The organism is Nonomuraea sp. NPDC049646 (assembly GCF_044465525.1).
Taxonomy (GTDB): Bacteria; Actinomycetota; Actinomycetes; order Streptosporangiales; family Streptosporangiaceae; genus Nonomuraea.
On the sequence record NZ_JBITLU010000010.1, the window covers coordinates 223,892 to 235,531 of the forward strand.

Genomic DNA, 11,640 nt, shown 5'->3' on the forward strand with positions numbered 1-11,640 from the left:
CCAACGTTAGGAGTGGAAATTTCAGGAATTGTGGGCCCTGAGGAGGGACTTCGTGTAGGACCTCAGACGACCCCCGTCAGCCTTTCGGCCGATGCGAGGGCACGACGAGCCCCGCCTCGTACGCGTACACGACCACCTGGGCCCGGTCCCGCAGCCCCAGCTTGGCCAGCACCCGGCCGAGATGCGTCTTCACCGTGGCCTCGGCGACCTCCAGGCGGCCCGCGATCTCCATGTTCGACAGGCCGCGGGCCACCATGAGCAGCACCTCCCGCTCGCGCGGGGTCAGCTCGGTCGCCGCAGGCAGCTCCTCCACCGGCAACTGGGCGGCGAAGCGGTCCAGCATCCGGCGCAGCGTGCGCGGCGAGACCACGGCGTCGCCCGCGTGCACCTGCCTGATGGCGTTGACCAGGTCGGCGGGCGGCACGTCCTTCAGCAGGAACCCGGCCGCGCCCGCCTTGATCGCGGCCAGGGCGTACTCGTCGAGGTCGAACGTGGTCAGGATGAGCACCTTCGGCCCGTCGATGCGCCTGGTCGCCTCGACGCCGTCCATGCGCGGCATGCGGACGTCCATGAGCACGACGTCCACCTCGACGCGGTCCAGCAGCTCCAGGGCCGTGACGCCGTCGGCGGCCTCGGCCACCACGTCGATGTCGGGCTGGGCGCCGAGCACCATCCGGAACCCGGCCCGCAGCAGCTCCTGGTCGTCGACCAGCATCACCCTGATCATCACGCCGCCCTGGCCGTCGGGAGGCGGGCCAGCACCTCGAAGCCGCCGCCGGTCAGCGGGCCGGCCGAGACCGCGCCGCCGTACATGCCGACGCGTTCGCGCATGCCGATCAGGCCGTGCCCGTCGGGGCTGCGCGGTGCGGCCGCCCCCCGGCCGTCGTCGGTCACCCGGACGACCAGCTCGGGCCCGCCGTAGTCGATCTCGACCCGCGCCTGGACGTGCGGGCCGCCGTGCTTGAGCGCGTTCGTCAGCGCCTCCTGGACGATGCGGTAGACGGCGAGCTGCTGCCCTTCGGGAAGGTCGCCGGGCACGCCGCCGATCCGCAGGCTGGCGGGCACGCCGGCACCGCGTACCAGCTCTTCGAGCTGGCCCAGGCCGGGCTGCGGGGTGTAGTCGGTGCCGTCGTCCTCGTTCTCGCGCAGCACGCCGACCATCCTGCGCATCTCGGCCAGGGCCGCCCGCCCGGTCTTGGAGATGTTCCGTACGGCCAGCCGGGCCTGCTCGGGATCGCTGTCGAGGGCGAAGCCCGCGCCGTCGGCCTGCACCACCATCACGCTGACATTGTGCGCCACCACGTCGTGCAGCTCCCTGGCGATCCTCGTCCGCTCGGCCGCCGCGGCCATCCTGGCCTGCTGGTCGCGTTCGCGTTCGGCCCGCTCGGCGCGCTCCTCCAGCCCTTCGAGGTAGCGGCGGCGGGTGTTGGCGTACAGGCCGGCCAGCCAGATGGTGACGACGAAGATCGAGCCGCTGAAGAACATGCCGAAGGTGGCGACCGACCAGTTCACCAGCGCCAGGAAGATGCCCAGCTCGGCCACCAGCCCGGCGGCCAGCGCCCACCGGAACGCGCACTCGGAGGCGACCGTCCACAGCGCCACCATGACCGCGAGGTTGGCGGGCAGCGGATCGACGTGGGCCAGCCACTGCCCGAAGGAGGCCAGCGAGATCACCGCGTACGCCGCCAGCGGCCTGCGCCGCCACAGCAGCGGCGCGATCAGCAGCACCGAGAGCGCGACGTAGCCCGCCACGCCCAGGTACCGGCTGCCCGGCGCCGGGGTGAGCGAGGCGTAGGGGATCGCCAGAAGCAAGCTGAAGACGGCGAGGGGGGCGACCCGCAGGACGCTCACCAGCCCGCCGTGGCGCCTCGACCACGCCCGTACCCTGCCGAACACATCATCACGATATGTAAGCCAGGCCGGGGGTTTGTCCGCCTGGAGGGGGAAGTCCGCGTACGACCCAGGTCTTACATGGGTCTTACGGAGGACCAGGCATGGTGGTACACGGGAGCGCCCCTCGTGGGCGAGTAAAGGGAGATCGTGATGGCGGATCATGATCGAGACGCGGGTCGCGCGGTGAAGAGGAAGCACCGCGCGACCCGGCCCCCCGGACGGCGCGGCCCGCGCGGCCGCCGCGTGTGCGGGCGGGGGGACTCGAACCCCCACAGTGTCTCCACCAACAGGACCTAAACCTGCCGCGTATGCCATTTCGCCACGCCCGCGATCCCGCCGAGGCGGGCTGGGAACAGCTTAGCGCTCCGGCCGTGACCGGGCAGCCTTCCACGACGACCGCAGGCCCCTGACGGCGGGTCCCTGACAGCGGGTCCCTGACTGGCGGGCCCTGGCAGCGGGCCCCTGACGGCGGGGCCCGCGAGCCGGGTCAGGCCAGGCCGAGCTTCTTCTTGAGCGAGGCCACGTGGCCGGTGGCCTTCACGTTGTAGAGCGCCTGCTCGATCTTGCCGTCGGCGTCGATGACGAACGTCGAGCGGATCACGCCGATCATCTCCTTGCCGTAGAGCTTCTTCGGGCCGTACGCGCCGTAGGCCTGGTGGACGGCGAGCTCCGGGTCCGACAGCAAGGGGAAGGTCAGGGCGTCGCGGGCGACGAACTTGGCCAGCTTCTCCGGCTTGTCCTTCGACACGCCGAGGACGACGAAACCCTCGCCGGTCAACTGGCTGAGGTTGTCGCGGAAGTCGCAGGCCTGCTTGGTGCAGCCGGGCGTCATGGCGGCGGGGTAGAAATAGAGGATCACCCTCTTGCCGCGCAGGCTGTCGAGGGAGACGGCGCCGCCGTCGGCGGTGGGTAGCGTGAACTCGGGCGCGGCGTCGCCGGGCGCGAGCTTGGTCTCTGTCATGGGCCCTCCTGAGTTCCTCCGGCAAACCTACCGGCCCGGCCGCTGTGCCGTACGGCGCGCCGACCTGACAGACTGATCACGACCAGAACGGACGGAGCTCGCGACGGACAACGTAGCGGGCGCGACCACGCGTACGGTCGAAAGGAGAGCCATGGCTGACACCGATCCCGACGAGTTGGAGCGGCGGATCGCGCGTACGCGCGCGGAGTTGGCGCAGACGGTCGACGCCATCGCCGACCGGGTGAGCCCCAAGCGGGTCGCCGAGCGTACGGTCGCCGATGTCAAGAGCCGGGCGGGCCACTTCGTGGCGTCCGTGGGGGACGCCCTCGGGGTGACCGCCCGCCCGGTCGACTACGGCGACAAGCCCGAAGGGGTGTGGGAGGACGAGCAGCCCAACCTGGCGCCGGTGCTCATCGGCGTCGGCGCGGTGCTGGTCGTCGGCGCCGCGATCGTGCTGTTCCGGCGCAGGCGCCGCCGCCGCTGAGCGCGGGCCGGGGCCGGGGCCGTCGTCACAGGAACGTCCGGCCCTCGCCCCGGTACGTCGGCACCGACTCGGCGAGGGTGTCGCCGTCCACGAGGTGGAGGGTGTCGAAGCGCTCGCACATCTCGCCCGCCTTGGCGTGCCGGAACCACACCCGGTCCCCGACCCGCAGCTCCTGGGCCGCCTGGCCCAGCAGCGGGGTCTGCACCTCGCCCGCGCCCTCGTCCTGCGCGTACCGCAGGCCGGCGGGCAGGTACGGCTGCGGCAGCCGGCTCGGCCCGGGAGGGCCGGAGGCGAGGTAGCCGCCGCCCAGCACCGTCACCGTGTCCGGGCCGGGCCGGCGGACGACCGGCAGCGCGAACAGGGCCGCAGGACGCCCGGTGAAACGCCGGTAGAAGTCGAACAGCCGCGGGTGGAAGAAGCCCGATCCGGCGGCGACCTCCGTGACCGCCTTCTCCCTGACGGTCGTCTCGATCGAGCCGGTGCCGCCGCCGTTGACGAACTCCAGGTCGGCGACCTGGCGCACGGCGTTCACGACGCGGCCGCGGCGGAGGATCAGCTCGCGGGCCGAGCGGGCCTGCATGACCCGCACGACGCGGGCGAAGGCGGCGTTGCCCGGCGGGGCGTCGCCCACCCCGGCGATCTGCGCCTCGTAGGCCATGAGCCCCACCAGGCGCAGCCCCGGGCGCTTGGCGATGGCCGTGGCCAGGTCGGCGGCCTCGTGGGGCTCGCGCACGGGGGAGCGGAGCGCGCCGGCCCTGAACCTGCCGCCGAGGGCGACGTAGCCGGCGTCCAGGTCGAGGGAGAGCCGCAGCTCGGCCCTGGGATGCACGCCCGACACGGCCTTGTCGACGAAGTCGAGCTGCTCGCGGGAGTCGACGGTGATCGCGATCTCGGCGGCGGCCCGCGGGTCGGCGGCCAGGGCGCGCAGCGCCTGCCGGTCGGCCGTGGGGTAGGCGACCAGGATGTCGGTGAAGCCCTGTCCGGCCAGCCACAGGGCCTCGGGGAGGGTGAAGGCCATGATGCCGCGGAAGCCGTCCATGGCCAGGATGCGTTCGAGGACCGGGCGGCTGCGCACGGACTTGCTCGCCACCCGGATCGGCTTGCCGGCGGCGCGGCGTACCAGGTCGGCCGCGTTGGCCCGCATGGCCGCCAGGTCGAGGATCGCGAAGGGCGGTTCGAGCGCGGCGGTGGCGCGGTCGTAGCGCCGGCGGTCATCCATGTCAGCAGGGTAACGGCATATCGGGCGAATGAATATGAGTGGGGTTCATATTCATTGGCGGAGCGGGGGAGAGGTTCACTTTCCTTGGTGCGGCCGTAATGATCGGGCAAACGGGCGGCGAGGGCGCGGTCGCGGCCCCCGCGGATCCATGTACGTCTGTCGTTGTGATGACCACGCTTCAGCAGATGGTGCCCGCAGCCATCACCGCCCAGCACCACACCGGGCTGCGCCGGGCGAGAAGGGCGCTCAGACCGGCGCGCACGCTGCCCGGCGCGCTCGTCGCGCTCGTCTCGGCGGCCGTGCTCGGCGCGACGACCGCCGAGGTGGTGACGTCGCTGCTCGGCAAGCCGCTGGGCTGGGTCCCGGTCGACGAGGCGGTCGAGCTGGCCGGCGCGCGGACGTGGCCGCAGGTCTCCTCGGCCGCGCTGCTCACCGCCGGGGCCGGGCTGCTGATGCTGCTGCTCGCGATCGTGCCGGGACGGTCCAGGACGGTCCCGGTCGAGACGTCCGACCCGCTGATCGTCATCGGCATCACCCGCGCCGGGCTGCGCCGCACCCTGCGCGCGGCCGCCCAGAAGGTGAACGGCGTGGACCGGGCCCGGGTGCGGCTGCGCCGGCGGACCATCGAGGTCACCGTCGTGACCGGGCCGGAGAGCTCGGGCGCGATGCTCCGGCAGGTCGGCACGGCGGTCGGCGACCGGCTGGCCGGCGTCGGCACGCTCGGCACCGGCGAGGTCGTCGTCCGGCTGCGCAGGAAGGGCGTGTGATGCGGCAGTACACCGGCAACCGCGTCGGCCTGGCCCTGGTCGGCCTCGCCCTGCTCGCCGTGGGCGGCTACGGCTGGCTGCGCGGCCGGGGCCTGCTGTTCGACCTGCCGCGCAACGCCAAGGTGCTGCCCGCCGAGTTCGCCCGCACGCTGGCCGCGGACCCCTGGACGTTGTGGCTGCTGGCCTTCGCCATGCTGATCCTGGCCATGCTCGCCGTGCGCTGGCTGCTGCTCAGCCTGGGCTGGGGCCGCCGGGGCGCGGCCAGCGGCACCGGCACGGCCATGCTGTGCGTGGGCCTCAAGGGCGTGGACGGCCTGGGCCGGGCGGGCGTACGGGTCGCCGACAACGGCCTGCGCGTCGCCCTGACCTGCCCCTCCGACGCGGACGTCGGCGCGGTGGTGACCAAGCTCGACCAGGACATCGTCGGCCGCATCCGCCGCGAGGTGCGCGACGACGAGACGCCTGCGGTCGTCCGCGTGCACGTCCGCCGCCAACCGGCCGAGCGCCGCTGACCACTCAGCCAACCGGCTGCTCGTAGCCCACAGGAAGAAGGCGCTACTCGGCGCCTTCGTCGTCGAATCCGATCGGGAGGTCGTCATTCACCGCATCATCGGCGCGTTCGCCGCCGCAACCCTCGCCCTCGCGCTCGCCGCGCCCGCCGCCCACGCGGCGACGGGCGACGGCTTTCCGCTGATCCCCTGCAAGATCGGGGAAGACGGCCAGATGCAGTGCGTCGGGGATCACCTGCCCGGCCTGCTGGCCAGGGCGCTCAGCCCCGCGGTCGGCCTGGTCTGCGTGAACAGCCACACCACCACGGTCATCTGCCGCTCGTCCGCCTGAACCCCGGCCCGCCCGGCCCCTCCTGCGCGGAGGGTCCGGGCGGACCGCCGCGTCTCTACTCGTAGTGGTAACGAGCCTGCAGGACGACGATCTCGTCGTGTGCGACCAGGTACACCAGGCGATGCTCGTCGGTGATGCGCCGGGACCAGGCGCCCGCCAACGCGTACTTGAGGGGCCCGGGCTTGCCGATGCCCTCGTAAGGATCGCTCAGGACATCCTCGACGAGCCGGTCAATGCGCTTGAGCACCTGCCGGTCAGCCGTCTGCCAGTGGACGTAGTCCTCCCAGCCCTGGCTGGTGAACGCCACCTTCACCGAGCAGCCTCGTCGCCCAGCAGCTCGTGCCGCTCATGACGCCCTTGGACCGCTTCCTGACAGGACTCGATCAGCCGGCGGGCGTTGGCCGGGGAACGTAGCAGGTAGGCCGTCTCCTGCAGGGCTTCGTACTCCTCTGCGGCCACCAGGTAGGCGCTGCCGCTCTTGGACACGATCTCCACGGCGGTGCGGTCGTCGTTGACCTCTTCGATGAGAGGGAACAGACGACGGCGAGCCTCGCTGGCGGTGATGGACATGGTCGCCTCCTCCGAGTGGTACAACTTCACGGTACCACTCGGAGGCGGGTCAGCACTCGATGACGTTGACGGCCAGGCCGCCGCGGGAGGTCTCCTTGTACTTGTCGAGCATGTCGCGGCCGGTGTCGCGCATGGTCTTGATGGCCTTGTCCAGCGCCACGTAGTGGCGGCCGTCGCCGCGCAGGGCGATCCTGGCGGCCGTGATGGCCTTGTTGGAGGCCACCGCGTTGCGCTCGATGCACGGGATCTGCACCAGGCCGCCGATCGGGTCGCAGGTCAGCCCGAGGTTGTGCTCGATGCCGATCTCGGCGGCGTTCTCCACCTGCTCGGGGGTGCCGCCCATGACCTCGGTCAGGCCGGCCGAGGCCATCGAGCAGGCCGAGCCCACCTCGCCCTGGCAGCCGACCTCGGCGCCGGAGATCGAGGCGTTCTCCTTGAACAGCACGCCGATCGCGGCCGCCGTGAGCAGGAAGCGCACCACGCCGTCGTCGTCGGCGCTCGGGACGAACTTGGTGTAGTACGTCAGCACGGCCGGGATGATGCCCGCCGCGCCGTTGGTCGGGGCGGTGACGATGCGGCCGCCGGCGGCGTTCTCCTCGTTGACGGCCAGGGCGAACAGCGCCACCCAGTCCATCGCCTGCAGCGGGTCCTTCTCGGCCGACTCGGCCTGCAGCCGCCGGTGGAGCTGGTTGGCCCGGCGCTTGACCTTCAGGCCGCCGGGCAGCACGCCCTCCTTGCTGATGCCGCGCCGCACGCACTCCGACATCACCCGCCACAGGTTGAGGATGCCCGCGCGGATCTCCTCCTCGGTGCGCCCGAACGCCTTCTCGTTCTCCAGCATCAGGGCGGAGATCGACAGGCCGGTGTTCGAGCAGTGCTTGAGCAGCTCCTCGCCCGAGGCGAACGGGTAGGGCAGGACGGTGTCGTCGGGCTTGATGCGGTCGGCGCCGGTGGCCTTCTCGTCCACGACGAAGCCGCCGCCGACGGAGAAGTAGACCTTCTCGCGCACGGTCTCGCCCTGCTCGTCGCGGGCGGTGAAGCGCATGCCGTTGGGGTGCTCGGGCAGGGAGATCTTGCGCTCGAAGACGAGGTCCTGGCCCACGACGAAGGGGATCTCGCGCTCGCCGTAGAGGTTGACCGTGCCCGAGGCGCGCATCTCGGCCAGGCGGGCGTCGACGGAGTCGACGTCGACCAGCTCCGGCTTCTCACCGGACAGGCCGAGCAGCACCGCCTTGTCGCTGCCGTGGCCCTTGCCGGTCAGGCCGAGCGAGCCGTACAGGATGACCTCGACGCGGGCCACGCGGGGGAGCAGGCCGTCGTCGTGCAGCCTGCGGGCGAACTTGTGCGCGGCGGCCATCGGGCCGCCCGTGTGGGAGCTGGACGGTCCGATGCCGATCTTGAAGAGGTCGAAGACGCTGATCGCCATTGATGGGCGCCCTTCAGTTCAGGAAGTGCCGGGGCCCGCCGCGGGCCCCGGCGGTGGTGTCAGGACTCGCCTGAGGTGAGCGCCGTGTACTCCTCGGCGGACAGCAGGTCCTCCGCGTCGCCCTCCATGCGGACGCGGAACATCCAGCCGTCGCCGTACGGGTCGCTGTTGGCCAGCGACGGGTCATCGGCCACGGCCGAGTTCACCTCGACGATCTCGCCGCCGACGGGGGCGTAGATCTCGCTCACCGACTTGGTGGACTCCACCTCGCCGACCGAGTCACCCGCCTCGACGGTCGAACCGACCTCGGGGAGCTGCACGAAGACGACGTCACCAAGAGCCTCGGCGGCGAAGGCCGTGATGCCGACGGTCACGGTGATGCCGTCGTCCACGCCCGACACCCACTCGTGCTCCTTGGTGTAGTTCAGGTCGTCAGGGATGTTGCTCACTTGTTCCTCCTGTAGAAGGGCAGCTCGACCAGGTCCATAGGTTCATGGCTGCCCCGGATGTCCACGGCCAGACCTGTGTCGGCCCCGGCGTCCACGTAGGCCATCGCGATGGGCTTGCCCAGGGTCTGGGAGGGCGCACCGCTGGTGACCTCGCCGACGACGGCGCCGTCGCGGGTGACCGGGTAGCCGTGACGCGGCACCCGGCGGCCCTGGGCGACCAGGCCGACGAGGCGGCGGCGGGGCTGGTCGTCCTTGACCGCCTCCAGCGCCGCCCTGCCGACGAAGTCACCGGGCTTGTCGAATTTCACCACTCTGCCCAGCCCCGCGTCGAACGGGGTCAGGTCGGAGCTCAGCTCGTTGCCGTAGAGCGGCATGCCGGCCTCCAGCCTGAGGGTGTCGCGGCTGGACAGACCGGCGGCGCGCAGGCCGTGCGGCTCGCCCGCCGCCTCCAGGGCGCGCCAGAGCGGCACGGCGTCCTGGTTGGCGACGAAGAGCTCGAAGCCGTCCTCGCCGGTGTAGCCGGTGCGGGCGATGAGCGCCTGGCGGCCGTCGACCACGCCGGGCAGGCCCGCGTAGTACTTGAGACCGTCGAGGTCGGCGTCGGTGAGCGTGGCCAGGATCTCCTGGGCCTTCGGGCCCTGGATCGCGATGAGGGCGTACTGCTGGGAGCGGTCATCGACCACCGCGTCATACGACTTAGTACGATTTTTCAGCTCATCCGCGACTTTGTCGGAGTTCGAGGCGTTGGCCACCACCATGAACTCCTCGTCCGCCAGCCGGTAGACGATCAGGTCGTCGAGCACCCCGCCGCGCTCGTCCACGATCATCGTGTACCTGGCCCGGCCGGGCGCGAGCGCCGACAGGTGGCCGACCAGCGCGTAGTCGAGGGCCTCTCCGGCCTGCGGACCGGTCAGGAAGATCTCGCCCATGTGCGAGAGGTCGAACAGCCCGGCCGCCTCGCGGACGGCTTTGTGCTCCGCGGACTCGCTGCCGTACCGGAGCGGCATGAGCCAGCCGGCGAAGTCGGTCAGCGTGGCGCCTAGGGCCTCGTGGACGTCTCGTAGCGGCGTAGGTCGGGACATTTGTCGCACCTCAGGACAGGATTGGATGCCAGCATCCTCCCCCTCTGTCATGGATGCCTGAGAGCTTCGCCCGAGTTTTACCGGACTTTCACCTTCGGCGAGGCCCCGGGGGCCTGCTTTCCAGAGGTCACCTCCCCGTAAGAACGCCTTACAGGGCTGCCGCGCGGTCCTTTGCCTTGAGAGGTTCGCGGGGAGGGCTTGCTCCTTCAGGGACCCTGACCGGCTGTCAGGGTGCTCTCCCGCACGGTTTCGCCGGTGATGTCCGTCAGCCTAGTGCCGTCATGGGGGTGTTGTCGCGCTTCGCCCCCCGCCATCCGCGGCATCCGCGGCATCCCGCACGCAGCGAAAAGCGGCCGCGGCCCCGGAGAGGCGGGGTCGCGGCCGCGTTGGTGGCCGCGCGCGAGCCGGTCATGGCAGGTCAGCTCGCACGCGGCAGCTCGGGGCGGGCCGGCCTGGACCGGCCCGCGGGGGATCGAACCCGGGATCAGGCCCGAGGATCAGGCCCGAGGGTCAGGCCCGTGCCCAGAGGGCGGGCACGTTCGGCGGCTCCCAGCCCGGCAGGCTGGTGTGCGCCTGGAGGCAGCGGTAGCTGACCCCCTGGTAGGTGACGACGTCTCCGGCCGTGTACGACTTGTAAGCCGTCCAGGTGGTGCCCTGGCCGTCCCCTCCGACGGTCAGGGTGAAGGACGCGGAGTGGTCCGCCGTCGCCCCGTCGCCGTTGATCCCTATGGTGTACGTCCCCGCCGCGACGCCGCCGGTGGTGGCGATCGTGACGGTGGACGACTGGCCCGCCTGAACCGTGGACGGGCTGAAGGAGACGGTGACCCCGCTCGGCACGTTCCCGGCGGAGAGCGCGACGCTCTGCGCCTGGCCGGACGTGACCTGGGTACTGACCGCCGCGGTAGCCGACTGACCGGCCTGGACCGACGCCGACGACGGGGTCACCGAGATCGAGTAGTCGTTCTCCGTGGGCGTGCTGGTGCCCACGGCGAGCTTCCATATGGCGTACGCGATGGCGTCGGAGTTGCGGTCGAGCGCCGTGGTGTTGATGGCGCTCGGGTAGCTGTCGCAGGCGCTGTGGTAGCAGCGGTCGAACGCCTGCCCGGCCGAGCCGCCCCACTTGGCGGCCTGGGCCGAGCTCTTGACCGCCCCGGCCCCGGTGGCCAGGCCGCCGACCCGGACGCCCGCGCTCTTGAAGGAGGCGTGGTCGCTGCGGCCGTCGCCCTCCCTGTCACCCTCGGTCTGCAGGCCGATGGTGGCGAAGTAGTCGTTGAAGGTCCGCTGGATCGCCGCGTCGTCGTCGTAGACGAAGTAGCCGGCGTTGGTCGAGGCGATCATGTCGAAGTTCAGGTACACCTCGACGCCGCTCGCGCCGCCGTTCTGCACGTAGTACCTGGACCCGACCATGCCCGCCTCTTCGGCGCCCCACCAGCCGAAGCGCACGTGCTTGGTGAGCGTGGGCCTGCGGGCGGCGAGGGTGAGGGCGTTCTCCAGGAGGGCGGCCGAGCCGGAACCGTTGTCGTTGATCCCGGGGCCGGCCGCGACGCTGTCGAGGTGGGCGCCGAGCATCACGGTCTGGTTGGCAGGGCCGCCCGGCCAGTCGGCGATCAGGTTGCTGCCGCCGCTGAAGTTCTGCACGCGGGTGGTGAAGCCGGCCGCGTCCAGCTTGCCCTTGATGTAGTTCATCGAGGCGGTGAAGCCCGGCCTGCCCGAGGCGCGGTTGCCGCCGTTGCTCGTGGCGATGGACTGCAACTGGCTCAGATGCGCCGTCACGTTCGCGACGGGGATGTCGGGCGCGGGGTCGGCGGCGGCGCCGGCCGGTCCGGCCGGCGTGGTGAGGGTCAGGGCCAGCGCGGCGGTGGCCGCGGCGCCCAGCCTGAGCATGGCGTTCACGTTCTGTGGCTCCTCAAGGGGGTTGGGCGGCCACCCCGGCGTGGCCGCCCAGGTCG

General features: G+C 71.6%; 14 protein-coding genes, 1 tRNA gene and 2 riboswitches. Of the genes, 3 read left to right on the forward strand and 12 right to left on the reverse strand.

Annotated features, from left to right (window positions below):
* Positions 1-76 precede the first annotated feature (76 nt).
* The 4 genes from ACIBQ8_RS29560 to bcp form a co-directional block, all read right to left on the reverse strand.
* On the reverse strand, positions 77-727 hold the full coding sequence (locus ACIBQ8_RS29560; protein ID WP_358283557.1) for a response regulator transcription factor: 651 nt from the start codon (positions 725-727) through the stop codon (positions 77-79).
* Positions 727-1,896: a sensor histidine kinase gene (locus tag ACIBQ8_RS29565; RefSeq protein WP_397169572.1), complete on the reverse strand. Its 1,170-nt coding sequence runs from the start codon at positions 1,894-1,896 to the stop codon at positions 727-729. The genes ACIBQ8_RS29560 and ACIBQ8_RS29565 overlap by 1 nt, the downstream gene beginning before the upstream one ends.
* A 243-nt stretch (positions 1,897-2,139) precedes the next feature.
* A tRNA-Leu gene (locus ACIBQ8_RS29570) sits at positions 2,140-2,222 on the reverse strand.
* Between the two features lie 158 nt (positions 2,223-2,380).
* The gene (bcp, locus tag ACIBQ8_RS29575; RefSeq protein WP_397169570.1) at positions 2,381-2,854 is read right to left on the reverse strand and encodes a thioredoxin-dependent thiol peroxidase; all 474 of its coding nucleotides are present in this window, start codon (positions 2,852-2,854) and stop codon (positions 2,381-2,383) included.
* 151 nt (positions 2,855-3,005) lie between these two features.
* Between bcp and ACIBQ8_RS29580 the strand changes: the two genes are divergently transcribed.
* Positions 3,006-3,338, forward strand: coding sequence for a DUF3618 domain-containing protein (locus ACIBQ8_RS29580; protein ID WP_189648887.1), 333 nt, complete (start codon positions 3,006-3,008; stop codon positions 3,336-3,338).
* Positions 3,339-3,363: 25 nt separating this feature from the next.
* On the opposite strand, the gene ACIBQ8_RS29585 is transcribed toward ACIBQ8_RS29580, so the two are convergent.
* Positions 3,364-4,557 carry an amino acid deaminase/aldolase gene (locus tag ACIBQ8_RS29585; protein WP_397169568.1) on the reverse strand — a complete coding sequence of 398 codons (1,194 nt, stop codon included), beginning with the start codon at positions 4,555-4,557 and terminating at the stop codon, positions 3,364-3,366.
* A gap of 185 nt (positions 4,558-4,742) precedes the next feature.
* Here ACIBQ8_RS29585 and ACIBQ8_RS29590 point away from each other — a divergent pair, with 185 nt between their 5' ends.
* Positions 4,743-5,324: a DUF6286 domain-containing protein gene (locus tag ACIBQ8_RS29590; RefSeq protein ID WP_397169566.1), complete on the forward strand. Its 582-nt coding sequence runs from the start codon at positions 4,743-4,745 to the stop codon at positions 5,322-5,324.
* On the forward strand, positions 5,324-5,836 hold the full coding sequence (locus tag ACIBQ8_RS29595; protein WP_397169565.1) for a hypothetical protein: 513 nt from the start codon (positions 5,324-5,326) through the stop codon (positions 5,834-5,836). Before ACIBQ8_RS29590 ends, ACIBQ8_RS29595 begins: the two co-directional genes overlap by 1 nt.
* Before the next feature lie 43 nt (positions 5,837-5,879).
* Here the strand turns inward: ACIBQ8_RS29595 and ACIBQ8_RS29600 are convergent, their stop codons facing one another.
* The 7 genes from ACIBQ8_RS29600 to ACIBQ8_RS29630 form a co-directional block, all read right to left on the reverse strand.
* Positions 5,880-6,068, reverse strand: a complete 189-nt coding sequence (locus ACIBQ8_RS29600) for a hypothetical protein (protein WP_397193481.1) — start codon at positions 6,066-6,068, stop codon at positions 5,880-5,882.
* A gap of 151 nt (positions 6,069-6,219) precedes the next feature.
* The gene (locus tag ACIBQ8_RS29605) at positions 6,220-6,477 is read right to left on the reverse strand and encodes a Txe/YoeB family addiction module toxin (protein WP_397169563.1); all 258 of its coding nucleotides are present in this window, start codon (positions 6,475-6,477) and stop codon (positions 6,220-6,222) included.
* Entirely contained in the window at positions 6,474-6,734 is a 261-nt protein-coding gene (locus tag ACIBQ8_RS29610; protein ID WP_397169562.1) for a type II toxin-antitoxin system Phd/YefM family antitoxin, read from the reverse strand. Before ACIBQ8_RS29610 ends, ACIBQ8_RS29605 begins: the two co-directional genes overlap by 4 nt.
* 49 nt (positions 6,735-6,783) lie before the next feature.
* Positions 6,784-8,160, reverse strand: a complete 1,377-nt coding sequence (locus ACIBQ8_RS29615) for an L-serine ammonia-lyase (RefSeq protein ID WP_397193482.1) — start codon at positions 8,158-8,160, stop codon at positions 6,784-6,786.
* 59 nt (positions 8,161-8,219) lie between these two features.
* Positions 8,220-8,609 carry a glycine cleavage system protein GcvH gene (gene gcvH, locus ACIBQ8_RS29620; RefSeq protein WP_352324995.1) on the reverse strand — a complete coding sequence of 130 codons (390 nt, stop codon included), beginning with the start codon at positions 8,607-8,609 and terminating at the stop codon, positions 8,220-8,222.
* Entirely contained in the window at positions 8,606-9,691 is a 1,086-nt protein-coding gene (gene gcvT, locus ACIBQ8_RS29625; RefSeq protein WP_397193483.1) for a glycine cleavage system aminomethyltransferase GcvT, read from the reverse strand. The genes gcvH and gcvT overlap by 4 nt, the downstream gene beginning before the upstream one ends.
* 34 nt (positions 9,692-9,725) lie before the next feature.
* Positions 9,726-9,825: riboswitch (glycine riboswitch) on the reverse strand.
* A 20-nt stretch (positions 9,826-9,845) separates the two neighbouring features.
* A riboswitch (glycine riboswitch) is annotated at positions 9,846-9,943 on the reverse strand.
* Between the two features lie 258 nt (positions 9,944-10,201).
* Entirely contained in the window at positions 10,202-11,575 is a 1,374-nt protein-coding gene (locus ACIBQ8_RS29630; protein WP_397193560.1) for a M28 family peptidase, read from the reverse strand.
* Positions 11,576-11,640 lie beyond the last annotated feature (65 nt).

Excerpts from the sequence above, each read along its gene's own strand:
- ACIBQ8_RS29590 (WP_397169566.1), top strand. The coding sequence starts at position 4,743 with ATGGTGCCCGCAGCCATCACCGCCCAGCACCACACCGGGCTGCGCCGG.
- ACIBQ8_RS29585 (WP_397169568.1), bottom strand. The coding sequence starts at position 4,557 with ATGGATGACCGCCGGCGCTACGACCGCGCCACCGCCGCGCTCGAACCG.
- ACIBQ8_RS29560 (WP_358283557.1), bottom strand. The coding sequence starts at position 727 with ATGATCAGGGTGATGCTGGTCGACGACCAGGAGCTGCTGCGGGCCGGG.
- ACIBQ8_RS29615 (WP_397193482.1), bottom strand. The coding sequence starts at position 8,160 with ATGGCGATCAGCGTCTTCGACCTCTTCAAGATCGGCATCGGACCGTCC.
- gcvT (WP_397193483.1), bottom strand. The coding sequence starts at position 9,691 with ATGTCCCGACCTACGCCGCTACGAGACGTCCACGAGGCCCTAGGCGCC.
- ACIBQ8_RS29595 (WP_397169565.1), top strand. The coding sequence starts at position 5,324 with ATGCGGCAGTACACCGGCAACCGCGTCGGCCTGGCCCTGGTCGGCCTC.
- ACIBQ8_RS29580 (WP_189648887.1), top strand. The coding sequence starts at position 3,006 with ATGGCTGACACCGATCCCGACGAGTTGGAGCGGCGGATCGCGCGTACG.
- ACIBQ8_RS29610 (WP_397169562.1), bottom strand. The coding sequence starts at position 6,734 with ATGTCCATCACCGCCAGCGAGGCTCGCCGTCGTCTGTTCCCTCTCATC.
- ACIBQ8_RS29630 (WP_397193560.1), bottom strand. The coding sequence starts at position 11,575 with ATGCTCAGGCTGGGCGCCGCGGCCACCGCCGCGCTGGCCCTGACCCTC.
- bcp (WP_397169570.1), bottom strand. The coding sequence starts at position 2,854 with ATGACAGAGACCAAGCTCGCGCCCGGCGACGCCGCGCCCGAGTTCACG.